Source organism: uncultured Bacteroides sp. (assembly GCF_958445495.1).
Taxonomy (GTDB): domain Bacteria; phylum Bacteroidota; class Bacteroidia; order Bacteroidales; family Bacteroidaceae; genus Bacteroides.
In genome coordinates, this window is sequence record NZ_CAUCSQ010000012.1 from 1 (window position 1) to 25,660 (window position 25,660).

General features: G+C 46.6%; 15 protein-coding genes and 1 tRNA gene. 5 read left to right on the forward strand and 11 right to left on the reverse strand.

Translation table 11 applies throughout. The features are described 5' to 3' along the window. Positions 1-187 precede the first annotated feature (187 nt). The 3 genes from Q5076_RS05960 to Q5076_RS05970 all read right to left on the reverse strand — a co-directional run bounded on the left by Q5076_RS05960 (position 188) and on the right by Q5076_RS05970 (position 3,961). The gene (locus Q5076_RS05960) at positions 188-1,546 is read right to left on the reverse strand and encodes a transposase (protein WP_303011674.1); all 1,359 of its coding nucleotides are present in this window, start codon (positions 1,544-1,546) and stop codon (positions 188-190) included. Between the two features lie 235 nt (positions 1,547-1,781). After that, positions 1,782-2,939, reverse strand: coding sequence for a DNA/RNA non-specific endonuclease (locus Q5076_RS05965; protein ID WP_303011675.1), 1,158 nt, complete (start codon positions 2,937-2,939; stop codon positions 1,782-1,784). Next, on the reverse strand, positions 2,936-3,961 hold the full coding sequence (locus Q5076_RS05970; protein ID WP_303011676.1) for an endonuclease/exonuclease/phosphatase family protein: 1,026 nt from the start codon (positions 3,959-3,961) through the stop codon (positions 2,936-2,938). The genes Q5076_RS05965 and Q5076_RS05970 overlap by 4 nt, the downstream gene beginning before the upstream one ends. 200 nt (positions 3,962-4,161) lie before the next feature. Between Q5076_RS05970 and Q5076_RS05975 the strand changes: the two genes are divergently transcribed. The 5 genes from Q5076_RS05975 to Q5076_RS05995 all read left to right on the forward strand — a co-directional run bounded on the left by Q5076_RS05975 (position 4,162) and on the right by Q5076_RS05995 (position 13,691). Further along, complete coding sequence (locus Q5076_RS05975; RefSeq protein ID WP_303011677.1) at positions 4,162-6,690, forward strand: TonB-dependent receptor; 2,529 nt, start codon at positions 4,162-4,164, stop codon at positions 6,688-6,690. A gap of 43 nt (positions 6,691-6,733) precedes the next feature. Then, a complete protein-coding gene (locus Q5076_RS05980) occupies positions 6,734-7,576 on the forward strand; it encodes a DUF5689 domain-containing protein (protein ID WP_303011679.1) in 843 nt (280 codons plus the stop codon). Between the two features lie 20 nt (positions 7,577-7,596). Further along, on the forward strand, positions 7,597-9,702 hold the full coding sequence (locus tag Q5076_RS05985) for a DUF6359 domain-containing protein (protein WP_303011681.1): 2,106 nt from the start codon (positions 7,597-7,599) through the stop codon (positions 9,700-9,702). A gap of 95 nt (positions 9,703-9,797) precedes the next feature. Then, a complete protein-coding gene (locus Q5076_RS05990; protein WP_303011683.1) occupies positions 9,798-10,646 on the forward strand; it encodes a DNA/RNA non-specific endonuclease in 849 nt (282 codons plus the stop codon). A 501-nt stretch (positions 10,647-11,147) separates the two neighbouring features. After that, positions 11,148-13,691: an outer membrane beta-barrel family protein gene (locus Q5076_RS05995; protein WP_303011685.1), complete on the forward strand. Its 2,544-nt coding sequence runs from the start codon at positions 11,148-11,150 to the stop codon at positions 13,689-13,691. A gap of 45 nt (positions 13,692-13,736) precedes the next feature. Here the strand turns inward: Q5076_RS05995 and Q5076_RS06000 are convergent, their stop codons facing one another. The 8 genes from Q5076_RS06000 to Q5076_RS06035 form a co-directional block, all read right to left on the reverse strand. Then, positions 13,737-15,137 carry a glucoamylase family protein gene (locus Q5076_RS06000; RefSeq protein WP_303011686.1) on the reverse strand — a complete coding sequence of 467 codons (1,401 nt, stop codon included), beginning with the start codon at positions 15,135-15,137 and terminating at the stop codon, positions 13,737-13,739. Positions 15,138-15,145: 8 nt separating this feature from the next. Further along, positions 15,146-17,455: a beta-glucosidase BglX gene (bglX, locus tag Q5076_RS06005; RefSeq protein ID WP_303011688.1), complete on the reverse strand. Its 2,310-nt coding sequence runs from the start codon at positions 17,453-17,455 to the stop codon at positions 15,146-15,148. A gap of 138 nt (positions 17,456-17,593) precedes the next feature. Next, entirely contained in the window at positions 17,594-19,126 is a 1,533-nt protein-coding gene (locus Q5076_RS06010) for a RagB/SusD family nutrient uptake outer membrane protein (protein WP_303011691.1), read from the reverse strand. Positions 19,127-19,198: 72 nt separating this feature from the next. Further along, positions 19,199-22,246, reverse strand: coding sequence for a TonB-dependent receptor (locus Q5076_RS06015; RefSeq protein WP_303011694.1), 3,048 nt, complete (start codon positions 22,244-22,246; stop codon positions 19,199-19,201). A gap of 271 nt (positions 22,247-22,517) precedes the next feature. Then, entirely contained in the window at positions 22,518-23,453 is a 936-nt protein-coding gene (locus tag Q5076_RS06020) for a PfkB family carbohydrate kinase (protein ID WP_303011696.1), read from the reverse strand. Positions 23,454-23,515: 62 nt separating this feature from the next. Beyond that, positions 23,516-23,597, reverse strand: a tRNA-Leu gene (locus Q5076_RS06025). A 72-nt stretch (positions 23,598-23,669) separates the two neighbouring features. Continuing rightward, the gene (locus Q5076_RS06030; protein ID WP_303011697.1) at positions 23,670-24,740 is read right to left on the reverse strand and encodes a S41 family peptidase; all 1,071 of its coding nucleotides are present in this window, start codon (positions 24,738-24,740) and stop codon (positions 23,670-23,672) included. A 56-nt stretch (positions 24,741-24,796) separates the two neighbouring features. Further along, the gene (locus Q5076_RS06035; protein ID WP_303011698.1) at positions 24,797-25,660 is read right to left on the reverse strand and encodes a DUF3316 domain-containing protein; all 864 of its coding nucleotides are present in this window, start codon (positions 25,658-25,660) and stop codon (positions 24,797-24,799) included.

Sequence of the window (25,660 nt, forward strand, 5' to 3'; positions counted from 1 at the left end):
ATAAAAAGGGATATTCAGTAAATGTCCCTAAAAAGTAAAATAGCATATGAAGATGATAAGCCATAATTACTTCATATGCTATTTTTATTTTATTTTTCCTGTGTTTTATCTGATAAACTTATCCGGCAGGGCATGACGTTCCGGAAGAAGTCCGACGACCTCTTCTGATTCTGTCTGTAAAATCATGTCATGCCGCTTTATTCAGCCTTTTTTTGATTTTCTCTATCATCAGTACGGCATTTGCCGTATGTATTCCGAAGAAAATCCACAGGATTTCCGTCTTCCTGTTCCGCGCCTTTATTCTTGAGAGTGAGTAATGCTGTTTCTGAGTGCCGAAGCTACCTTCAAGCCTGGTGGCTCTCTCCCTTGAGAGTTCACGTCTGAGAACCTTTCTCAATGCCTCGTCCTTTGCCGCCCTTCCCTTGCGTACGAAGGAAGTGGATATCCCATATTTCGTACAGAACTTCCTGTTGGCATTGTTGGCGTATATGGAATCGGCAGCCACACATCTTACCCTCACATTCATCAGCTTCTGCTGCATACGGATACAGTCCTTCAGCCGTATCCCCTCATTGAACGCCTTGAAAGAGAGGTGCTCGATAAACGAGATACCGTCTATCTGTATGTTACCCGCCTTTGCACCGAACTCAACAGACTTGGTTTCCTTACCTCTTACGATGGGACGTACATAATGACGGTCAATGCTGACAATACGGTCACTGACCTTCCGTCCTGCAAACAGTTCCTTTTCCTGTAGAAGAACCTTTCTGATTATGGAAAGCCGTTTCTGATAATCCGGTGTATATGTGAGTGAAGACCCGTATGTTCTGTGAATCTCATCCCTTTGTATGATGAGCTTTTCAAGGAGCCTGATCATACGGCGCTTGAGCATCCTTGTCCTTGAAGCCTTCCTTTTTCTTTTCTTGCAGTAGGACAGATAGGACTCTGACACATCCGTGTATTTGTTACGCGGACGCCTTATGCCAAGCTCCCTGCAATGCCGGCAGATATGCCTGTGAAGCCACACGATACCTTCCCAAAGGAGCTTCATGTCTGTCGGAAAACGCATATGGCTTTCATAGCAGGTGGCATCGGTCATACACACGTGAAGGTTCTCAAGATAGGGTTTCCAGTGTGAGGCAAGCACTTTCTGAAAGGAATCAATGTCAAGACGGGAGGCTATTTCATTACGGATGGCACTGACTATCTTGTAGTTGGTTATAGGACAGGACGGGTCTATCATGATTCCACAGAACAGCTGGTAGTGTATGTTCCCGTTAAGATGTTCCACCAGCTGTCTGTCGGAGAACCCGGTGTAGGCCTTCAGTACCATAAGGGCGATTTTGGCCGAAGGACTGAAACAGTTCCTGCGTCCCAGACGGCACTGGGATAGACCGGCAACTTTTGCCATACTCTCAAATGGGAATACGGAATGAAGCCTGCCAAGCTCACTCTCATTAAAACTCTTGCGATATTTTTCCAGAATATCGAATTCTGTAAACCCCAAAGTCGGGTGAATTTCTGAAATATTTCGTATCTTTGCCATATCTTGGTTTGGGAATTTCCCCCGTTTTGGCTACCAAACCTTGTTTGCGGGGGAATACCTAAAGATACAAAAAAGCCAGCTAATTCGCAATACTTTAAGTATGAATTAGTTGGCTAATTTTATACTATTTACTGAATGTCCCTAAAAATGAAGGGTAAATGCCACCTTCTATGGCGTTTACCCTTCATTGAATTTTAAAGGATGAAATATCTGTAAGCGGAAGTTTGATTTTTAATCACCATCTCCAATTGTCTTTGCTCTTTTCCACATTCGTTTCTATGTCTTGAGGAAGATTCGGGAAAAAATCAATATCCGTTTTAGCTTCTAACTCATCTATGGTAACCTCATAGTTTGAGACGGGCTCTTTGTTGTCATAAGATTTATGTTCAAACCAATACCCTATGGCTGAATATTTTCCGTCTTTGAGAGATAAAAGAGCCACGAAATAATATTTGGGAACAGCTATCTGGTGAGAACCGTCCGAGATATATTTTAGTATCTGGTCATCTCTGATGGTTCCGCCTTTTACTACATATAACGTATCTTTTGAATTAGTGATGTTATACCCTTTGCGTTGGATTTGTTCTTCTAACTTTAGCCAGATACCTCCGTTGAATCCGTCTTGGATTTGTGGACTCATATTTGACATATAGAACGTCTGTTTATTGGCCGATACGGAATACTGTCTGTCTCCGGAGGCGATTAAATGCCCTCTATTGTAGCCGGAACCGGAAAAGGCTTTTGCTCCAAGCCTGTATGCCGGAGGTAATGACATATCTTCTGTAAAGTTCTCATTTCTTCCAACATTCTTGTCGGGAGTGGCAGTACTGAAAGTACATGCAACCCAACGGGAATGCATTTTGTAACAGTCATATTCGTAGCTGTAAGTAATAATTTCTTTATTGTTCTCTTGGGTGGTATGAGTGACGAATTTATACATATTTCCAGAACGTAAGGCGGGAATCTCGATTCTTCCCGCATATTTGGAAGGCTTTTCCGGTTCCGGGTCCGGAGAAGGGTCCGAACCGTCACCCGCCAATTGTTTTAGTGTAAACTTCGCATTTTCTTTTCCGGCCGTAATTGTGATAGTGACACTGCGTTCCGCATCGGTGTTTACTTCCATATAACCGCTGATAGAGCCGTTGCCGCTACCGGACGTCCTGCTTAGCGTACACCAACTGGCGCTGCTTGCAGCTTGCCATGCGCCATCGGCTTTTATGCGGATAATGAATCCGCCCCCTTTCGCATCAATCTGGGTTTGGTCGATAGATGCAATTCCTTGGTTTGTATTCTCCTGGCCTTGGGGAAGAGCCGGAATATCCTGTTCGCTACAGGATATAATTATGCTGCAAGTTATAAACAGAAAAAATGATTTAAATAACGTTTTTGTCATTTTACTTCCTTAATTAGATAGATAATGGTGGGTAAATGGTCGCTGTATCCGTTCAGCCATACGCCACCGGCTTGTGTCCGTTTAGGGTAACCTTTGTATTTACCTTCTTTCTGGAACATGAAGTCGCGGCGGAAAATCTCATGTTTGTAAAACTTCAATGTGCTGCGGTCTTTTCCCAATAAATTGCCGGTAAATACAATTTGGTCGAATAAATTCCATTTACCCCTGTACATCAAAGTTCCGTATCCCTTTTTCAACGTATCCCACCAGGGATTATACAAGTCGGAAGGACCCACGTCCGCAGGCTTGCGTTTAGCTCCAAGCGCCACAGCCATACTCTTATTCATCGGGTCGTCGTTCATGTCGCCCATAATGACGATTTTTGCGGTCGGGTTCTCCTTTAGTAAAGAATCCTTAATCGCTCTGACCTGTTCGCCTGCCCGTTCGCGTGCCGGGGAAGCGGCAGCCCTTGACGGCCAGTGGTTGACAATGAAATGCATCTTCTCGCCTGCAATGTTGCCGCTGGCAATCAGAAAACCACGTGTCTTGTGTACCGTGTCGTTGACATATACATAAGGAACGAGCTTGCTGCCGGTAAGTTCAAACAGTTTGGGGTTATAAAAAAACGCACAGTCTATGCCGCGCTTGTCTTCTCCTTCATAGTGGACATATTTGTATCCCCTGTCCGCCAGGGCCGGTTGTTTCAGTATGTCCTGCAAAACCCGGTAATTCTCAACCTCCGAGACACCGATGATGGCGGGTCCCAATGGCAGCTTATCAGTGCTGAGCATGCTTAGTATCTCCGACATGTTTTTCAGTTTTGCCTTATATTTCATCGTATTCCATTGGTTGGTGCCGTCGGGAAGATATTCATAGTCATTCTTTCCTTCATCGTGAATCGTATCAAACAAATTTTCCATATTGTAGAAAGCTACGCTGTAGAGGGCGAATTTCTTTTCCTGTCCGTAAGCCATGAGGACGAAAAGAGCAAGTACACCTAAAGTAATTAAACTTTTTTTCATCTTTAAAATTGATTTTAAAAGTGGGTAATTTGTCATTTGTGTGACAAATATCTAAAAAGAAAACGGAAAAACAGCTCTAAAGTGCGATTTTTTTTGTATGAAACATTGATATTTATAAAATTCTTTGTTATTTTGCCTCTCGACTTATTTCATTTGTGTTGCGAGAATAAAGACCAATTAACATTAATATAAATTAAATTATGAAACAACGATTAGGGTTAGCGATCGTGCTATTTTGCTTGACTCCGACACTATTTGCACAGCAGAAGATAAAGCAGAATGCCCGTGAAGACAATGCTTCTTTCATGTTTACAGAATCACAATTGAACGAAGATGACGATGCAGCACAAAGTACGGCTGCATTAGTAACTTCCAACAATGATGTTTATCTGTCAAATGTAGGTTATCTGTTCAGCCCGATGAGATTTCGTGTAAGGGGATATGATTCCCAGTACAGTGACATGTATATCAATGGGGTGCAGTTCAATGATGTAGAAACAGGTCGTTTCAGTTATGGATTAATCGGAGGATTGAATGATGCTACCCGTAATAAGGAAGGTATCGGTCCTTTTGAAATTAATAATTTTACTTTCGGCGCGATAGGAGGCGCCACCAATATCAATTTACGTGCCAGCCAGTATGCGGCAGGATCAAAGCTGACAGTTTCCGGCAGTAACCGTAATTACATTCTGCGCGGTATGTACACTTATTCCACAGGCCTGATGAATAACGGATGGGCGTTTACCGGTTCCTTAGGATACCGTTGGGGAAATGAAGGAAATATCGAAGGTATCAAATATAATTCTTTTTCTTATTTCCTCGGTGCGGAAAAAGTATTTAATGAGCGTCACAGCCTGTCTTTGGCAACATGGGGCTCACCTACGGAAAGAGGCCAGCAAATGGCGTCAACGGAAGAAGCCTATTATTTGGCAAACAGCCATTATTATAATCCCAACTGGGGATATCAGAACGGGAAGAAACGGAATGCGCGGATTGTCCGTCAGTTTGAACCGTCGGCTGTCGCTTCATGGAATTTTAATATTGATGATAATAAGAAATTAGTGACGAGTGCCGGATTCAAGTATTCCAATTACGGGAAAAGTGCGTTGGGCTGGAATGGCAATGCAGCCGACCCGCGTCCGGATTATTATAAGAAGTTGCCCAGTTCGATTTTTGATGTATGGGAATCCGTTCCTACCGCTGATGAGCTACAGCAGTTTAATGAAGTCACTAACAACTGGAAGAATAATAAAGCCTATCGCCAGTTGGATTGGGACGCACTCTATTTTGCCAACAAACAAGCGAATGCGTTAGGCAAGGAAACACTTTATTATGTGGAAGAGCGCCATGACGACCAGTTGGCATTCAACTTTAGTTCGGTATTTAACCATCAATGGAACGAGCATAACAGTTATATTGCCGGGATTATGGTTAATACGACCAAAGGAATGCATTATAAAAAGATGAAAGACCTGCTGGGAGGACAGCTTTATACGGATGTTGACAAATTTGCTATCCGCGATCATGGAGTCAGTTCCAGTATGGCCCAAAATGACCTTGACAATCCCAACCGTCGCATCGGTGAAGGAGACAAGTTCGGTTATGATTATAATATCTATGTCAACAAACAAAGTGCCTGGGTACGTTATCAAGGAGATAACGGAGGAGCGCTCAACTATTTTGTCTCCGGTAAATTGGGCTCTACACAGATGTTTCGTGACGGACAGATGAGAAACGGGCGTGCTCCGTTGAAATCATTGGGGAGCAGCGGAACGGCAAAATTCCTTGAAGGAGGTGTGAAAGCCGGCTTGAACTGGGCAATCAACGGCAACCATTCCTTTACGTTGAATGCCGGATATGAAGAACGTGCGCCGTTGGCTTACAACTCGTTCATAGCTCCGCGTATCAAGAATGATTTTGTGAAAGACCTGAAAACAGAACGTATTATTGGTGGAGATTTGACCTATAATTTCAATACCCCGTGGGTGATGGGACGTGTGACAGGTTATTATACACGTTTCCAGAACCAAGTGGAAATGGATGCTTTTTATAATGACAGTGAGGCGCGTTTCACTTATCTTTCCATGAACGGGATAGAAAAAGAACATTGGGGAATAGAGGCTGCCGCTACCTTCAAGTTGACGAGCGAGCTTTCTCTGACGGCTATCGGTACTTGGAGTGATGCCAAATACATAAACAATCCCGATGCTGTGCTGACGTATGAAAGTGAAAACGAGTCGAACCTCGACCGTGTTTATGCTAACGGGATGCGTGCCAATGGCACACCGCTTTCCGCTTATAGCCTTGCCTTGGATTATAATATAAACGGATGGTTCTTCAATCTGACTGGAAATTATTATCACCGTGTATATATTGACTTCTCAAGTTATCGCCGTTTAGGCAGTGTGTTGGATAAGAATGGGGCAGGTGTGGATGCCAGTGGGAATCCGATTCTCAATGTGCCGGAACAAGAGAAACTCGACGGCGGATTTATGCTGGATGCTTCGATTGGAAAATTCATCCGCCTGCGTAATGGCAAGAGCATCAGCCTTAATCTGAATCTGACTAATATCTTGAATAATACGGACCTTCGTACAGGCGGTTTTGAACAAAACCGTGATGATAACTACAAAGACGGCGATGCGCGTATTTACAAATTTTCCAAGAACTCTAAATACTTTTATGCGTTTCCGTTCAATGCTTTCTTGAATATCGGTTATAGATTTTAAGCAGATGTATTTATCCATCCAAAACAAAAAAGAAGAAATGATTATGAAGAAATTACTATCTATATTATGTTCCGGATTGCTGTTGTGCGGCACGGTTTTTACGTCATGTGAAAACTACGATGAGCCGGTGACGGGAAATGCTTATGGCAATAATGCCATTCCGGAAGGACGTACGATTTCGATAGCGGCGTTAAAAGAGAAATACAATGATTTCATTGATACGAGTAAAGATACTTATACAACGATTGAAGGTGAGACCCGCATCGAAGGAGTGATAACTTGTGACGACGAGAGCGGAAACATGTATAAAAAACTTGTCGTAGCCGATGAAACCGGCGCTATCGTTATTGGAATTAATGCAACCGGTTTGTATGCTTTTTGTCCGGTAGGTCAGAAAGTCGTAATTGATTGTGAAGGTTTGCAAATCGGCAGTTATCGTAAGCAAGCGCAGATTGGAACTGTTTATAATAATTCGGTGGGACGTATGCCTGACTATGTTTGGGAGCAACATGTACGTCTGATTAATGAACCGAGATTATATTATGAAGAGTTAAAACCTATCGAAATAACTACTCCTGCCGAGCTTGACGCCATAGATTTAAAAGAGGCGCCGGTTTTGGCAACATTTAAAAATGTCAAACTCTCGGAAGCAGATGGAACAGCGACCTATGCGCCGGGCGATGAAGGTTCGGTGAAACGTTATTTCACTTATTCGGATGGTACGGAAAGTGGTAATAACCTTTTCCTGTATACAAGTGCTTATGCTAACTTCTCAATGGAAATAATGCCGCAAGGAAGTGTGGACATAACGGGAATATTATTGCGTTATAATAATCAATGGGAAGTTATTGTCCGTACTTTAAGCGATATTAAACGAAATAATTAATTCAATTAACACATATAATTATGAAAAAGATTCTAAATGCTTTGTTTTTGACACTCTTTGCAGTGTTCACATTTAGTTCATGTAGTGATGTACCGGCTCCTTACGAGATATTGGAAGAGGGTGATGTTCCAGGTTTGGTTGGTGATGGAACGAAAGAGAATCCGTATAATATAGAAGCAGCACAACAGAAACAGGATGGTTCTATTGCTTGGGTACAAGGTTATATTGTGGGTGCTATGGAAAATGTGTACGATGATGAAGGAGAGTTTGCTGGTAATAAGGCAAGTTTTACAGCTCCTTTTAATGTAACCTCCAACGTGCTGATAGCTGAAAGTCCTGATGAGACCACCGAAAGTAAATGTTTGCCGGTTAAGATAAAAAATGGAAGTGATTTATCGAATGCTTTAAATCTGAAAGACCATCCGGAAAATAAAGGAGGAGTTTTATTGATTCAAGGTGAGTTAAGTTCCGGTTTTGGAAAAGCTGCATTGATTAATACTACAGCCGCGGTATTTAATAATAAAGAAATTGGTGAAGAGCAAGGTGGAGATAAACCTAGTGAAACTGTGATTGTAACGAAGGACAATCCTTATACAGAAGATTTTTCTGCTGAACCATTTTCTTTTACTATTGAGAATAAAGAGATTGGTGGTTTGAGTTGGGTTTGGAGTATGAGCACCACTTATAAAAATGCTTCGGCGAGTGCATATAAGGATGGACAGAATTATGCTGCTGAAAGTTGGCTAATGTCTCCTATATTAGATTTATCAGCTTTGACATCTGCAAAATTGACTTTTACCCAAACGTCTTATACTGAGGGCAAGGATAATGAATTTATGTTAAAAATAAAGGATAAGGATGCTGCGGATTGGACTGCGGTTACTATTGAAATGCCTCTGGGAAATAGTCATGCTGATAAATCTACTGTGACTGTGGATTTAAAAGATTATGTTGGTAAGTCTATACAATTTGCCTTTATATATGATAATGATAATACAACATCTGCAAATACTTGGCGAATTTCTGATGTAAAGGTCGAATCTGACGAAAGTGCTGTTATTCCTCCTGTGGAAGGGCAGATTTTTGCAGAAACATTTGGTACCCCGGTGGAGGAATACACTAATGTCAGTGAATATTTAAAATGGGACAATCCAGAATGTCAATTTAACGTGTCTCATGAAGGAGTAAATATTCGTGCTATTGCTCATAAAACAGAAGATAATAAAACGGAGACTGCAAAAATTAACAGTATTTGGTTTAGTAAAGGCTATGAAAATTGGTTCTCTATTTCGGGAATAAACACGGCTGGATATAATAGATTTAAAGTAGTTTATGAAGTTGCAGCAAATATCTATTCAGTCGGAGAAACTGCGGATTTAAATGCTTTGAAGGTATCATTGAATGATGTTGAAGTACAGGCCGAAAGTAAAGTTGTAACGGCTACTGTAGCAAAAGATGATGCGAATATTTTTTATACAATGTCTGTTGAAATTGCAGTAGCAGGTAGTGAAAATTCAACACTAAAATTTACAACAACTGCTGAAGATAATACTGCAGGTTTACGTCTTGCTAATATTAAAATATTACGTTCAGAAGGAAGCGAAGGTGTTGAACCTGTTGGAAATGAGTTGTTTATTTCAGAATATGTGGAGTCTTTTAAGGGAAATAATAAGTATATAGAAATATATAATCCTACAAATGAAACGATTGACTTATCAGAATATTCATTGAAAATGAATAATAATGGTAAGAAAGAAGGTGAAAGTATAGTCTGGACATCTCTTCACAATAAAACTTTTACAGAAAGTATTGAACCAGGAAAAGTCGTAGTATTTGCTAATAATCAAGCGGTGAATTACGAAGGAAAAGTTGTGGAGTGTTCTAACATGTCTTTTAACGGTGATGATGCTGTTGGATTATTTAAAGGAGAAACCTTGATTGATTTGGTAGGTTATCCAGGAATCCAAGAAAAGTTTGGTGAAAATGTTGTATTGCGGAGGGTACCTACAGTGACTGTCCCTAATGTAATTTATACTTTAGCTGAATGGAGTGAAACAAAACTTACATCTATAGAAGAAGATAAAACTATTGGAATATCTGGGCTTGGTTCACATACTGTGGAATAGTTTGGAGAAGTACTTATATATTAAAAAAGTTGCTCAATCCGGAGAGCAACTTTTTTATTTTTTATCGTATGATTCTTATTTAATGTGTTGATAGTATGAAAAAAGTATTTGTATATAGTGAGTTCCTTTTCTTATGCATTTTTTTCTTTTCATGTAGTGGTGACGAAAAAGAGAACTCCGATAATTTTGCCACCGGCATCGTCGAGCTTCCCGCTCTCCGTAACAGCGCAAATGACGTATTTATAACCCACTCCACCACCTTTAACGGACGGAAAGTAACCTCTTTCAGCATGGAGTATGACAAGAGCAGGAAACATTCTCGTTGGGTTGCGTTTCGGTTTGACAATCAGACAAAGCAGCAGAATGTTTCTCGTAGTGATGAGCCTTTTGATGTTGACCCGGCTATAAGTTCACAGTATCAGCGTGTACAAGCGGATTTTGGGAAACATGGTTATAACAGAGGACATCTCTGCGCCTCTGCCGACAGGCTTTATTCGCGTGAGGTGAATGAACAAACCTTCTACTACACCAATATGAGCCCGCAAAGATACAGTTTCAATACCGGTATATGGTTAACTTTAGAAGGACAGGTACAGTCGTGGGGACGTAGCTGCACATCTTCCGATACTTTGTATGTCGTAAAAGGCGGAACCATTGATAAAGAAGACCAGATAATAAAATATATCGATAACGACCTTAGTAAACCCGTTCCCAAATATTATTACATGGCTTTGCTGTTTAAAAAAGGAGAATCATTTAAGGCCATAGCTTTCTGGATGGAACATACGGACAGCCCGAAATCGTCGAAGCTTACCGATTATGCATTATCGATAGACGAGCTGGAAGAAAAGACCGGAATTGATTTCTTTCCAAACCTGAATGATAAATTGGAAAATGCGCTTGAAGCCACCTACTCGACGAAAGCATGGCCGGGATTAGATTAAGGATACGATAAAGTGAGGAAACGCACGGATAACCGTTTGATGGCTATTCTTAATGCCTGTATTCGCCAGTCTCTCTTTTTACAAGTAAGAACGGATGATACAGGTTCTATTTTTTTAATAAGCCGGTAAAGATATCGGGTTTTGAAGACTTGCCGGATGAATAACGGACCTACATAAATAAGACAAAGTAGAGTTATCGTTTGGCTAATCTCGGATTTCCTCTGCTATCTTCCGTCTCTTTGCCTTTTTAAAGCAACTCATAACAAAGAGAGATTAGTGAAACCTTAAAACTTACAGAAACACAGTCTATAAAATATCCGGAATTCCTGGAAACTCCGGAGTTACCTATGTATTCCGTATAATCTTTTTTATCCATTAATTTTATATTCTTAACTCCGAACATTTCGTAACCACTGAAAATCCATCTACTTTTACCGCCGTATTTACGCACAATTGAAAAATACTACATCTTGAGAGGTAAAGACTAATTTAATTCTAGCCATGAAACATAGACTATTACTACTATTACTACTTGCATTTGCCATATCCGTGACAGGACAGGCGCAAAAAACGGCGGTCCCTTCTTTCACAATCAAAGGAGTACTCTTAGATTCCCTGACCCAAGAAGGAGAACCCTATGCAACCATTAAAATTACGAAGAAAAATGCTCCGGAAAAAGCGATAAAGATGGCTGTAACCGGTGCGAACGGCAAATTCCAGGAAAAGCTGAATGTACCGGCCGGTGATTATGTAATCAATATCTCTTCGATTGGAAAAGCGCCGGTGATAAAAGAGTTCACTTTGAAGCCGTCCGTCAAAGTGCTTGATTTGGGAACCATGTTCTCGGCAGAAGCCAACAACGAATTGAAAGGGGTGGAAGTGGTAGCGCAAAAGCCCCTGGTAAAGGTCGATATTGACAAGATAGAGTACAATATCGAAGACGACCCGGACTCGAAATCGAATAGCATACTGGAAATGTTGCGGAAAGTCCCCTTGGTGACGGTAGACGGAGAAGACAACATACAGGTGAACGGCAGCAGCAGTTTCAAGGTACATGTCAACGGGAAACCGAACAACATGATGAGCAATAATCCGAAAGAAGTGTTGAAAAGTATGCCGGCTAATTCCATCAAATACATTGAAGTAATCACCTCGCCGGGAGCCAAGTACGATGCGGAAGGAGTCGGAGGAATTCTCAACATCGTGACTGTGGGCAGCGGGTTTGAGGGCTATACGGCCACTTTCCGCGGAAATGCGAGCAATAACGGGCTGGGAGCCGGCGGTTATGCGATGGTGAAACAAGGGAAACTGACGGTTTCCGCCAATTATAACTATAATTACGACAATTCCCCGCGCAGCTATTCCGACAGTTACCGGGAAAATTATGAATCGGATACGGAGAAATACCTGGAGTCCGGAAGTTCCTCCAAGTCGAAGGGTAATTTCCAGTATGGAAATCTGGAAGCGAGTTATGAAATCGATACGTTGAGGCTGCTGACCGTGGCTTTCGGAATGTACGGCAACAGCAGTAACAGTAATAGCGACGGCAATACGGTGATGTACGGGGCAAACCACGAAGATGTTACTTATAGCTACCGGACAGCCAATCATGGAACATCCTCATGGTTCTCGGTGAATGGAAACATAGACTACCAGCGTGTCTCCAGAAAGAACAAACAAAGAATGCTCACCCTGTCCTACAAGGTAGATACGGAGCCGCAGAGCGATGATTCATACAACACATATCTTGATATCTATCCGGACGCACAGAAAGACGAACTTGTAGAACGGCTGCTGTTGCGCAATTACCATTCGGACGGGAAAACGAATACGATGGAACAGACCTTCCAGGCAGACTATACAACCCCAATCGGCAAGCTACATACGATAGAAACCGGAGTGAAGTATATTTTCCGCCGCAACTCCAGTGACAACAAGCTTTACGAAGCGGCGGGAGGAAGCGACGATTATGCGTATAACGAAGACCGCAGCAGCGACTACCGTCATCTGAACCATATCCTGGCGGCTTATGCCGGATATACCTTGAGATATAAAGGCTTCACTTTCAAACCGGGAGTTCGTTACGAACAGACCATACAGCGGGTGAAATATATCGTGGGGCCGGGAGAGAACTTCCATACGAATTTCAGCGACGTGGTTCCTTCCGTCTCCTTAGGAATGAAAATCGGCAAGACACAAAACATACGCGCCGGTTACAGCATGCGTATCTGGCGTCCGGGAATCTGGAACCTGAACCCCTATTTCAACAACCAGGATCCGATGTCCATCAGTCAGGGAAATCCGGACCTTGAAAGCGAGAAAAGCCATACTTTCGACTTGGCATATAGCAGTTTCGGTGCTAAATTCAATATCAACCTGTCTCTGCGCCATTCTTTCAATAATAACGGGATTGAGAGAGTGAGCCGTTTGATTACCGATGCCGACGGAGAGATTTTTGACGGCAATCCGGAACATCTTGCACCGGAGGGCGCTTTGTACAGCACCTATGCCAATATCGGGAAAAGCCGGAATACCGGACTCTCCCTTTATCTGAACTGGAACGCCTCTTCCAATACCCGTATTTATGTAAATGGCCGTGGAAACTACAGCGATATGAAAAGCGAGGCACAGGGATTGCATAATTATGGCTGGAACGGTTCTTTCCATGCCGGTATCCAGCATACACTTCCTTTAAAGATACGGTTGAGCGTGAACGGCGGGGCCAGTACCCCGTATATCAGCTTGCAGGGGGAACGTTCCGGTTACCAGTATTGCGGAGTCAGCCTGAACCGCTCGTTCCTGAAAGACGAACGGTTGTCTTTAAATTTGTATTGTTATGACTTCTGGAGGAAATACAGAACCTTCGATAGCTACACGGAAGGAGCCAACTTTATCTCGAAGAGCAGCGGCAAATGGCCGAGCCGCCGTTTCGGATTCAGCATCAGTTACCGAATCGGGGAATTGAAAGCCAGCGTGAAAAAAGCTGCCCGCAGCATTGAGAATGACGATGTGAAAGGCGGCGGTTCCGGCGGAGGCGGCCGGTAAAGACCACCTCTGACAGCCCGCCGGAACTGCCGCTGGGCTGTGCCTTTATTTCACATTCCGCTGATGGATGTTGAACCCCAGTTTGCTCAGTCCGGCTTGTACATCGGGATGGCTCATGAAAAGCTTCCATAACAATCCCGTCCGGTAGTTCTCAAGCATAACGGCGATAGGGCCCTGGTCGATAGCCAGATAACGTTTGGGATACCAGTTGTCCGTCTCGCTGAAAGCGTCGTAAAATCCGAAAGGCCCGAACACCTTATCCCCCATGTTGTACAGATGGCGCATCACCTGCATGGAATATTCCGGTGTATATACGATGGATGAAAGTGCGGCGGTAGGAGAGATGACCCCTTTGTCATCCCGTTCGTTCGGCGAATGGGCGGCATACCCGTCAACGGAGTAACTGGCGGTCAGTCCCCAGCAGTCCGGCCCGAAACCTTTGTAATGTTTGGGATTGCGGATACAGTAAGCGCGGTTGACTAATGTCAGGTTACGCATCTCGTGGAAATAACTGGGGCAATATTCGTCTTTCAGCCCTACGGGGTCGAGCCCAAGGAAAGAGTATTGCGCCCAGAAAAGCGGTCCGGCTTCCGTTCCCTGATAGCGGAGATGCAGCTTGATTCCCTCTACCTTGTGCGGAGAGACGATTGCGCCGTTCTGTGCCCATCCTTCGTGGTAGACGGCGGCGGGTACTCCGTGTGTCGGCGAGGCGGCAGCCAGAATATACATGATCAGGCATTCGTTGTAACCGTGTACCGGGAAATCCATCTCCCAGCCGTATGTAGGACTCCAGTGCCAGTAAAGGACATTCTGTCCGCCCCGGCGATACCAGTTCCAGTCCACCTCACGCCAAAGCCGGTCGATACGCCGGGCTATCGTTTTCTCCGTTTCGTTTCCGTTTACGTAGTATTGGTGTGCGGCGAGAAGTCCCTGCATCAGGAAAGCCGTCTCCACCAAGTCGCCTCCGTTGTCTTTCTGTCCGAAAGGTTTCACTTTTCCGGTGTCGCCGTACCACCAGTGCGGGTATGCGCCATGAAAACGGTCTGCTTTCTCCAGGAAAGAAAGGATACGTTCCATACGTGCCGCTCCCTCTTCACGGGTGACATAACCGCGGTCTATCCCGCTGAGGATAGCCATGATGCCGAAGCCGCTGCCGCCGGAGGTCACCACATTGGCGTCATTCTCCGGATATGTGCCGTCCGTGTGGTAACGTTCGGGAGCAAGGCCGCTGTTGGGTTCCGCTCCTTCCCAAAAATAGAGGAAGGTGCGCCGTTGTACCGTGTCCATCAGAGCATCGTCCGACAGTGTGTCCGCCTGGCCGGCAGCAAGAGAAGCCGTGGCTTTTCTGCCTTTGCAGCTTTCCAGACCTAGGATAAGGAAAAGAAGCAGTGGTAGCATGAGAGGGAAAAAAACGGTCCTTATGACATTCTGATAATCTTTTTTCATGACACATCTCATTTTAGGGTGAATCTGGCGGTTTTCACATCCCGGCTGTTCGTGCCTATCATGACCTCGAAGTCACCCGGTTCGGCTACCAGTTGCAAATCATAGTTGTAATATCTCAACATCTCCGGAGCAATCTTGAAACGGACGATTTTCATCTCTCCCGGTTCCAGGAATATCTTTTGGAAACCTTTCAGCTCTTTTACCGGGCGGGTACTGCTGCCGACAACATCGCGGATGTAAAGCTGCACCACTTCCGTTCCGGGCCATGTCCCGGTATTGGTTACCTCCACTGCGGCGGTCAGTGAACCGGTCATATCCATCGCCGTATGGCTCAAATCGATGTCACTGTATGAAAAAGTGGTGTAGGAAAGCCCGTAACCGAACGGGTAAAGCGGTTCGTTGTCCACATCCAGGTAGTTGCTGCGGAACTTCTCGAACCATTTGCCTTGTCCCAATGGGCGTCCGGTACTCTTGTGAGCGTAATAAAGAGGAATCTGTCCGACATTTTTCGGGAAACTCATCGTCAGCTTGCCCCCCGGATTGACATAACCGAAGAGCGCGTCACCGATGGCATAGGCAGCCTCGCTGCCCCCGAACCATACATTCAGGATGGCAGGTACATGTTCCTGTTCCCAGGTCAACGTGAGCGGGCGTCCGGTAAACAAAACCAATACCACCGGTTTCCCTGTTTTCAGCAGCTCTTTCAGTAAATTCTGCTGCACATCCGGAATATTCAGGTCCGTGCGGCTGCTGCTTTCGCCGCTCATTTCGGAAGACTCGCCCAAGGCTGCGATGATAATATCCGACCGGCGCGCCACATTCAATGCCTCGTCCAGCAATTGCCGGTCAGTACGGTTGTCCCGGTTCAGGGAACGGCCGAACATCGTGGCCCGTTCCTCATAGCTTGCATCACTAATCAGATTGCTTCCTTTGGCATACATGATATTCGCCTTTCCGGCAGTCATCTCTTTCAGGCCTTCTACCAGGGAGGGACAACGGTCGAGTACGGCAGCTACGCTCCATGTGCCGGGCATATTGCTCCGGGTGTTTGCCAGCGGACCGATTACCGCGATGTTTCCTTTAGGGTTGAAAGGCAGCAACGGATTTCCGTTCGGGTTCCCGTCGGGGCTCTCGTTTTTCAGAAGGACGAAACTTTCCGCTGCAATCCTGCGGGCAGCAGCCCGGTGTGCTTTGGTAAAGATATCCCGTGCCGGACGTTGCGGGTCGCAGTATTTATACGGATTGTCGAACAGCCCCAGTTTATATTTGGCTTCCAGAATACGACGACAAGCAGTATTCAACGTTTCCATAGAGACTTTTCCTTCTTGAACGGATTTCTTCAATGTCCCGGCGAAGCCTTCGCTTACCATATCCATATCCACTCCGGCATTGATGGCGCGTGCGCTTACGGTCTGCAAGTCGCCGATGCCGTGGTCGGTCATTTCGGAAATTCCCGTGTAGTCGGTCACTATCAATCCGTTGAAGCCCCATTGCCCGCGCAGGATATCCGTCAGCAACCATTTGTTGGCGGTAGCGGGTATTCCGTCCACCTCGTTGAACGATGTCATTACGCTGCCTGCTCCTGCTTCCACAGCCGCTTCGTAAGGCAGCATATAGTCGTTGAACATTCGTTGGCGGCTCATGTCTACGGTATTGTAGTCCCGTCCGGCCTCACTGGCTCCATACAGAGCGAAATGTTTTACGCAAGCCATGATTTCGTCATTCCGCTCCAGATTCTTTCCTTGATAACCGCGCACCATCGCTTCTGCAATCATGGCTCCCAGGAACGGGTCTTCACCGCTGCCTTCGGATACACGCCCCCAACGGGGGTCGCGTGAGATATCCACCATCGGGCTGAAAGTCCACGAGATACCGTCGGCGCTGGCTTCTACGGCCGCGATGCGGGCAGATTCCTCAATCGCTGTCATGTCCCAGGTGCAGGACAGTCCGAGCGGGATAGGGAACATCGTCTCGTATCCGTGGATGACGTCCATTCCGAACAGCAACGGAATGCCCAGGCGGGATTCTTCCACAGCCTGTTTCTGCACTTCACGTATTTTCTCCACTCCTTTCAGGTTGAACAGTCCTCCCACTTCGCCTTTCTTGATTTTGGCGGCGATATCGCTGCTTTTGGCTTGTCCCGTGGTAATCTCTCCGGTGACGGGAAGGTTTAGTTGTCCTATTTTTTCTTCTAAGGTCATTTTATTCATCAATACATCGATGAAACGGTCCATGTCCTGCGGTGATTTTTGGGCCGAGGTGCTCTGGAGACCTGTGGCAAGTAACAGGATGAGAAAACTTAACTTTCTGTATATCATATTATTATATCTGTTTTGATTCTTAATGTAACGCCCTTTTTATATGTTGGATATCCGGTGCCGGGGAGGGCTTTGTTCGACACCGGGAAACGGTAGTTCCGACACCGAGGAAACTACCGTTCCTCACCGAGAAACTTCTTATTGGTAATCGGGGTTCTGTATGAGCACTCCTTTCGACTTGTCAATCTCTGTCTGCGGAAGCGGGAGGAGTGCGTTTTTGTCCTGATAATTTGTCTTACCGGCAGCGTGCAGCACTTCTTTGGCGATACCCCAGCGGACAAGGTCATAGAAGCGGTCGAATTCCATTCCCAGTTCCACGCGGCGTTCGTGGCGGATGGCATCACGCAACTCGCTCTGGTCGGTCGTGGTTATTTTGGGAAGGATGTCGCTGTCAGTGCCTCTGGCGCGTGCACGCACCTGTTCCAGATAGTCGGCGGCTTCGCCCGGCAGGCCTTTCTCGTTGGCGGATTCCGCTGCCATTAATACCACATCGGCATAACGGATAAGGCGGATGTTTACCCAGAATCCTTTGTTGGTGTATTCTTTGCGCATGGCAGGGTCGGTATAGGCTTTCTTATTGAAGTAATCGCCTATCGCCTGGGAAACGGGAGATTCGCCGTAAGGCTCGTTTGTATTTTCCGGGGTGACGGGCTCGCTGTCCGACCGGCGGAAATAGAGCAGGGTGGCGTTTTTACGCGGGTCACCCGGTTCGTAGGCCTGTGCCATGAGTTCCGTCGCCATGTGCCAGCCCCAGCCCAAATCCCATTGGCCTGAGCCGCGTACTCCTTGCACTTCACAGAACTGGCTGCCTATGACGTCGCTTTGCGGGAGGGCGGCGGTAGCGGTACATTGCAGTTCGAATATGGAACCGCCGCTGTTCTCTCCCTCATCGGTGAAGATTTCGTCATAAGGAGTTTTCAGGTTGTAGAGTCCTTTTTTGATGACATCGGTAGAAGCGGTGTACATATTGTCCCAGTCGTTGCGCATCATATAGGTACGCGCGTGAAGGGAACGGGCGGCTCCCCAGGTCAGGCGTCCCGTATATTCGCTGCTCCAGGTTTCCGGCAGCGACTCTTCCGCCGTTTTCAAATCGTTGTCAATTTGTTCGTAAAGTTTGTCAACGGTGGTTTTCGGGATGTTGGCTTCCGATGCGTCATTGATTTTGTAAGTAACCAGCGGAACTTCTCCGAAAGCTCTTACCAGGTTGAAATAGCAATAGGCCCGGAAAAAGGAGGCTTCCCCTTTGTTGACGATGTCTTCGGATTCCGTCTGTCCCGCCGTTTCTTTGGCGGCGATGGATCCGAGGATATCGTTGCACTGGTAGATGACTGCGTAGTTCTGTCCCCAGTAGGCTCCTAGCAGTCCGTTGTCCGGAGTGTAGAGAAAATCGTCGTACATCTGTTCTACATCGGAACCGTCGCTGGCGATGCTTCCTTTTTCCGCATCTTCCGAGCGGAAACAGTGGATGGCGAGAGCGGGAGGGCCTGCTGTGATGTTGTAATTGCGCATCATGGTGTAAACATTGTAAATCTTGCCGTTGACAAGGGCGTTGGGATTATCGTCTTCTGTGAACTGCCCCTGCGGACTGCGGTCCAGAAAATCGCTGCAACTGCTTAGGAACAAGGCAGCGGCAACGGTAAAAACTGAAAATAAGTATTTATTGAGTTTCATACGATTATGGTTTTTAATGTTAAAGTCAATCCTTTGCGGAAATCCTGAGACGGAACGGCCGTTTGCCGGATGTCAAAAGGTCAGGTTGATTCCGAATGTATAGACAGCCGGTACGGGATAACTTCCGTTGTCTACCCCGAATGCGGTGGCCGTGCCTCCCAGTTCCGGAGTGTAACCGGTGTTGTGCTTCCATGTTTTCAAGTTTTGTATGTTGACATATACCTTCAAGGCCTGCAGACGGATTTTAGCAAGCAGGCTTTTGTCGAATGCGTAAGCCAACTGGACGTTACGGATACGGAAAAAGCGCCCGCTTTCGATGTAATAGTCCGAATTCAGGGTATTGATGGAATGCTTGGAGTTCAGTAACGGCTGGCTGTTGGAAGTGCCTTCGCCGTGCCAGCGGTCCAGACGTTGTTCCAGATAGTTGAACTGGGCGAAGTTGTAGTTGTCCCAGGTACGGAAAATCTGGTTGCCGCCTTGTCCCATCATGTCGATGCCCAACGACCAGTTCTTGTAATCGACTCCCAGAGAGAAACCGTAAGTCACCTTCGGGGTAGGATTCCCTATCATGGTGCGGTCTTCCGGCGTAATCTCTCCGTCGCCGTTGACATCCGCGAATTTCAGGTCGCCGGGGGTTACTGTGGCAAGCTTGTTTTTGGGCGATGTGTCGATATCCGTTTGCGACTGGTAGACACCCTCTACCTTGTAGCCGTAGAAATAGCCGATGGGATATCCCGCCATCGTATAGCTTTGCTGTTTGTCTCCGGCAATGATGGAGTAACCTTCTTGAACCAGGCTTTTTACCTCGTTCTTGATGGTCGTCAGGTTAGCGCTGACGGAATATCCCCAGTCGCCGATTCGGTCACGCCAGGTTACGGACATTTCCACTCCTTTGTTCTGAATCTGTCCCAGGTTGCCGATGCCGGGAGTCGTTCCGGAAATGCCGGGCACTTCCGCCAGCAGGTCTTTGGTATTTTTCTTGTAATACACGCCTTCGAAGTGCAGGCGGTTGCGGAGCAGGTTGGTTTCGAACCCTGCTTCCCAGGCTTCCACCTTTTCCCAGCGGAGAGTGGGATTGGGAAGATATGCCAGTTGGTAGCCCGGATAAATGATGGAGGGGGTTCCGAACACGGCCGAGTAGGTGTTTGTCAGCAGAGGTTCGGCAGGATATGCCTTGTCCAGGTTCTGGTTTCCCAACGTGCCGTAGGATGCCTTGATTTTCAGCATGTCGAGCCATTGGAAATCTTTCATGAATTCTTCTTCAGACATCAGCCAGCCTCCGCCCAGCGAGAAGAAATTCTGCCATTCATTGCCTGTGTAGGAAAAAGCGGAAGAACCGTCCCGGCGGAAAGAGCCGTTGAAGAGGTATTTTCCTTTGTAGTTGTAAATGACGCGCGCCAGCATGGACACGGTGCTTCGTTCCCATTGCGTGCTTCCGTTGGTGGCGGTGGCCGCATCGCCGATGCTGACAAACCATTTGTCCGGGTTGTCGGGAATTATCAGTCCTACTCCTTGTTTGCGGGCTCCTTCCAGCCGGCTTAGCGAATTGTAGTAAGTGGTGAAGCCGGCGGTGGCAGTCAGGTTATGGTTGCCGTTGTCGAAGCTGTTGGTGTACGTCAGCAGATAGTCGCTTTGTACCTTGGTCTCGTTTTCCTTGAACTGGCTGACTTCGGTCTTGCCGGTTCCCAGCGTAGCGACATTGCCGTTGACAGTAGTGTCGTAGACTTTCATGACAGGCAGGTAGGTCCGTCCGTTGTTGGAGCTGTAATCCATAGAGAAGGCGGCTTTGAAAGTGAAATGTTTCAAAAAGTCCACTTCCCCGTAAATGTTGCCCGATGCCCGGTAATTTTCGGCTTTGGTGGTATTCGCTTTCAGCTCGACGTCCACCATCGGGTTGTTGATTTGGGCTTTTTGGAATTCCGGAAGTGCGGTATATAACCCGTACTCGCCGTTGTACACAGGGGCGATGGGGGTTGCACGGAGCGCGCTTAGCACTTGTTTGGAGTCGGCAGGGAGCATGCGGGCCCCGTTGAACTGGAAACCGACTTTCAGGAAGTCCGTAATTTTGTAATCGTTGCTTGCATTGATGGTTACCTTGCTGAATTTCTCATGCTTGATGTTGCCTTGTTCATGAGAATAACCGACTCCTAGATAAAAGCTGTGTTTGGCGGAGGCTCCCGTGATGCTGATATTGTTGTTGGTGACGAATGCCGTCTGGAAGATTTCGTCCTGCCAGTCGGTATTTGCGTCCCAGCCGGTATAGTCAAACGGGGCGTCTCCCTGGTTGGAGAGCTGTTCGCTGTACAGTTCCTTGAACTGGGAGGCGTTTACCATTTTTACTTTGTCCACTACCTTTTTGAAACCGAAGGAGGTATTGATATTGATTAGCGTCTGGCCTTCTTTGGCTTTTTTGGTGGTGATGATGATAACACCGTTCGCACCGCGGACACCGAAGATTGCCAGTGAAGAGGGGTCTTTCAGAATCTCCATGGATTCGATGTCTTCCGGGTTGAGGAAGTTGATGTTGTCGTTGAACAGCCCGTCGACGATGTATAAAGGCTTGTATCCGTTGATGGAGTTGGTTCCGCGGATACGGATTTCCGGGTCTGCGCCGGCTTGTCCGGAGTTTATGATTTGCACGCCCGCCACTTTTCCTTGCAAGGAGGAAAGCGGGTTCATGGCCGGCTTATTGGCTATTTCCTCTCCTTTGACGTTGGTGATGGAACCTGTCAGGTCTCTTTTCTTTGCGCTTCCGTATCCGATAACGACGGTTTCAGCCAATACCTGCGAGTCTTCTTTCAGGCTGACGTTGATTACGTTTTGTGTTCCCACTTTGATACTTTGCGTAGTCATGCCTACGTATGAGAATACCAGTATGTCTTCCGGGATAACGGAGATTGAATATTTGCCGTCCATATCCGTAATGGTTCCGGTGGAAGTACCCTGTACACGCACGGATGCGCCGATTAACGGTTCGTTGTTGGCGTCCGTTACCATACCTGTCACTGTTTTTGCCTGTGCGAAGGCGGATGCGGAAACAAGTAGCAGGCAGGCGAGAGCCGTTATGCTCTTAAACCGGGCGGTTTGTTTCTGAAGATGTTGTAAAAGTCTAGTCCTCATTGCATTAAATTTTTCAATTTGTTATTATTCAGGTTGAAGTTTTCTGCGCCGTTGTCGGCGAAAGTAACAAAGTGAACAAACGAAATGCAAAAAAGATTTAGGAAAAAGGAGGAATGCTTGATTTTAACATAAGAGGCCGGTACTTGCCGTCAGGGGATTGAGGGGCGGCATTGCCGGACTCCAATGGTGGGGAGGTAACCTGTCGGCGGAGACGGGAAAGGGCAAAGGAATGGGAAACCGGGCGGATTGTCCGGTGTGGTTTATCCGGCGGTTACACATCGGAAAGGCCTGAAACCTGGTTGCCGGCAATAAGGGACTCTTTCATTTTCTCCGCAGTTTCCATACAGCGGAGAACGTCTTCCTTGCTGCCGTTGAAAGGACCGGATTTCTCGATTTTCAGGGTGGACATGGCCGCTGCGAACCGTCCTGCCTCTTCGATGCCGGCGCCGGATACCCGTCGGTACAGATACCCGATTGTATAAGTGTCGCCGCAGCCTGTCGCATCTACTGTCCGTGCCGGTTTATAGGCGGGAATACGGTAGAAATCCGTCCCGTCGAAGATGAGCGAGCCCATGCTTCCGAGCGTAACCAGCACTTCTTTCGCTCCCCATTCGTGTAGCCGGCGTGCAGCTTCGTGAGGGTCGGAAAGCCCGGTCAGTATTTCCATCTCATGCTCGTTGACTTTTAAAAAGTGGATGTATTGCAGGGCTTCCAGTTTGTCCGTCCAGTCTACCGGATATACGCGGGTTTCGCGCACTTCACGCAGGTAGCCTTGCGAATCTACGGCAACCAGCCCTTTTTGAGACAGCTCTTTGATGGCTTCCAATGAGAAATCGTCAGCTAGAAGAGAACCGAGGTGGTAAACCTGCGCATCTATTTCCTTGAGTTGCGTGACGGTGAATGAATCGGCTTTTGCCCATACGCGCTGGGTACGGTCATCAGGGTTTGAGCCGTAGATATTCTCAAAATAGACGGAGTGCCTGCTCGGCAATACGGTCACGTCGATGCCTGCCTTGCGCAACTCTTCCACAACGTTCATTTCCGTGGCTCCGACTGCCGTGACCAGTGCATAATCGATGTCGTTGAAATGGCTGATGGCGTGTGAGCAGTAAAAAGCGGTTCCTCCCGGCATATAAACGGTGCTTTGGGGAGTGACTACCTTATCCAGAGTGATGTGTCCGATGCAGCAAAGTTGATGTCTCTTCATTTCATTGTCAATTAAAAAGCCTTCAAGAAATTTTCTTGAAGGCTTTCCAGTTTGTTTTCCAGTGCGGATGATAGGACTCGAACCTACACGCCTCACGGCACCAGATCCTAAGTCTGGCGCGGCTACCAATTACGCCACATCCGCATGTGCCGCTTTTTGTTTAGCGGTGCAAAGATAGGAAGATTTTCTGATTTGACAAATAATTCGGCGATAAAGTTATTCGTTTAAGACTCTGAAAGCTTCTTCGATAAGCGGGTCTTTTTTCTGTGATTCTTCGTCTCCTGCTTTGATTCCGTCTTCCAGAATCTGGTCCATATTGATGTAGATGTCCGCTTCAATGCCGTTTTCCAAAGGATTCTTGTTTTTATCGAAATGGGGGCTTGCGGAGAAGCGGACGCCCCATCCGTTGGGCAGCTCCGATGAGAAGGGCAGTCCCGAACCTCCTCCGGTCCGGTCGCCTATCTGGATGATTTTTTTATCCCGGATATTCCCGTCGTCTTTGTTGATGCTGCGCATGGCGTTGACAAAATCGTTGGTGGCGCTGTAGCAGCGGCGATTGGTTAGTATCACGACTTTTTTCTGCCATCTGATGCTGTTGGAGGGTTCCAGGTAAATCGGTTCCATTTCCGAGAAATCGTTGTGCCCCGGTCCGGTTTTATGTTTGATGTATCCGGTCAATGTCTTTTCTTCGGTGAAACGGGAGGCGATGCGTGTGGAATTCGTCAGATTCCCTCCTCCGTTGTCACGGACGTCGATAATGAGGCCGTTGCAGATTTGGAGATAGTAAAGAACTTCGTCCAGATTGCCTTCTCCGACTCCGTCACTGAAACTTTCGTAACGGATGTATCCTATGTTGTTGTCGAATATTTTATATTTCAGGCCGGCGGAAGTGCGGTAACCGGAACTGGCGCTTCCCAGATAGTAATTGTAAAGGATGTCTTCCCTGTAATTCCACGGATATCCCTGATACCAGGCATCGTAATAGGAGATGCGGCTGGCGGAAGAAAGGTTGACATGCCCGTCTTTCAGGGTGTATAACATTTCACTGAGTATGTCGAACAGGTTGTCGTTGGAAATACCGGGTTTTACCAGTTTGCCGTATGTGTCATGGACGGCGTCCCAGTCGATTCCTTTTTCTTCCAGAAAACAATACCTTTCATCAATGATTTTCCATAGTTGCTCGAAGTTTCCTACGGGGTCATTGGCGTACTCTTCTTCTCTGATGCATCCGGCGAGTACAGGCAGGCAGCAAAGCAACCCCAATATATGTATCAGTTTATTTCCCATTTTTCGAATCTCTTATTTATTATATATGATGGCAAACCTTTTGTTTCCGTTTCTTTTTAATATGCTCTTATCGACGAAGGTAAAGGAGAGGCTCCTTTGGCTTTCCGGATGGTATAGAGTTCTTTCACGAAGCCCACCATGAATACGTGTGAATAAGTATGGGTCTTTATCTTGTTCACGTCGGATTGCTGCAGGTCTGCCAGATAGCTGAAACGCATTTTGGCATATCCTATCGGAAAATCGACGGAGAGCATTTGCCGGAGCGAGGGCTGGTTGTGGAGAGAGGTGAATTTTATGACGCCGGCGGAGTTTCCCAATGAGAAAATCTCATAGTAAGACTGCCCGTAATGGGGGGAGAACATGACTCCCATGACCGGCAGGTTGACTTGATAGCGCAATACCATCGGGTAGCGTTTCACTCTCAGATGCCAGATAGCCATGCCGGAGGCGTCCAGGTTGACGTATGCGCGTGCGGAGGCCGGATTGTTGCCGTTCCTCAGGTTATAGACGAAACCGCCGTTGGCATCTATCAATCCTCCTGCCAGCAATTTGAAATTCTCGGTCAGGCGGAACTGGTAGTGTAATCCGTAGTTCCAGTTGACAAGTCCGGAGAATGTATTGTTGTTGTCTACCCGGTTATGCGTGTAGCCGATGTCCGCCTGGAAGAAGTTCTGTACGGAGATGTTTCCGTCGAATAACTTCGTCATCCGGATGGTTTCACGGGAAACGCGAAAATCGATTCCTTTGTATTCCTGCGGTGAAAGGTAGGTATCGAACACATTCGTGAACCCGATACCGTACATGATGGCCCGTGTCAGGTAACGATGGGTCTGCAGGCTGTCAATCTGCGCTTGCGATTTTATGCAGAGGGCGAACAGGATGCAACCTGTAAGTCCCAGATGGATTAATTGTTTCTTCAT

Coding starts and splice junctions, on each gene's coding strand:
- Q5076_RS05960 (WP_303011674.1), bottom strand. CDS start 1,546: ATGGCAAAGATACGAAATATTTCAGAAATTCACCCGACTTTGGGGTTT.
- Q5076_RS05965 (WP_303011675.1), bottom strand. CDS start 2,939: ATGACAAAAACGTTATTTAAATCATTTTTTCTGTTTATAACTTGCAGC.
- Q5076_RS05970 (WP_303011676.1), bottom strand. CDS start 3,961: ATGAAAAAAAGTTTAATTACTTTAGGTGTACTTGCTCTTTTCGTCCTC.
- Q5076_RS05975 (WP_303011677.1), top strand. CDS start 4,162: ATGAAACAACGATTAGGGTTAGCGATCGTGCTATTTTGCTTGACTCCG.
- Q5076_RS05980 (WP_303011679.1), top strand. CDS start 6,734: ATGAAGAAATTACTATCTATATTATGTTCCGGATTGCTGTTGTGCGGC.
- Q5076_RS05985 (WP_303011681.1), top strand. CDS start 7,597: ATGAAAAAGATTCTAAATGCTTTGTTTTTGACACTCTTTGCAGTGTTC.
- Q5076_RS05990 (WP_303011683.1), top strand. CDS start 9,798: ATGAAAAAAGTATTTGTATATAGTGAGTTCCTTTTCTTATGCATTTTT.
- Q5076_RS05995 (WP_303011685.1), top strand. CDS start 11,148: ATGAAACATAGACTATTACTACTATTACTACTTGCATTTGCCATATCC.
- Q5076_RS06000 (WP_303011686.1), bottom strand. CDS start 15,137: ATGAAAAAAGATTATCAGAATGTCATAAGGACCGTTTTTTTCCCTCTC.
- bglX (WP_303011688.1), bottom strand. CDS start 17,455: ATGATATACAGAAAGTTAAGTTTTCTCATCCTGTTACTTGCCACAGGT.
- Q5076_RS06010 (WP_303011691.1), bottom strand. CDS start 19,126: ATGAAACTCAATAAATACTTATTTTCAGTTTTTACCGTTGCCGCTGCC.
- Q5076_RS06015 (WP_303011694.1), bottom strand. CDS start 22,246: ATGAGGACTAGACTTTTACAACATCTTCAGAAACAAACCGCCCGGTTT.
- Q5076_RS06020 (WP_303011696.1), bottom strand. CDS start 23,453: ATGAAGAGACATCAACTTTGCTGCATCGGACACATCACTCTGGATAAG.
- Q5076_RS06030 (WP_303011697.1), bottom strand. CDS start 24,740: ATGGGAAATAAACTGATACATATATTGGGGTTGCTTTGCTGCCTGCCT.
- Q5076_RS06035 (WP_303011698.1), bottom strand. CDS start 25,660: ATGAAGAAACAATTAATCCATCTGGGACTTACAGGTTGCATCCTGTTC.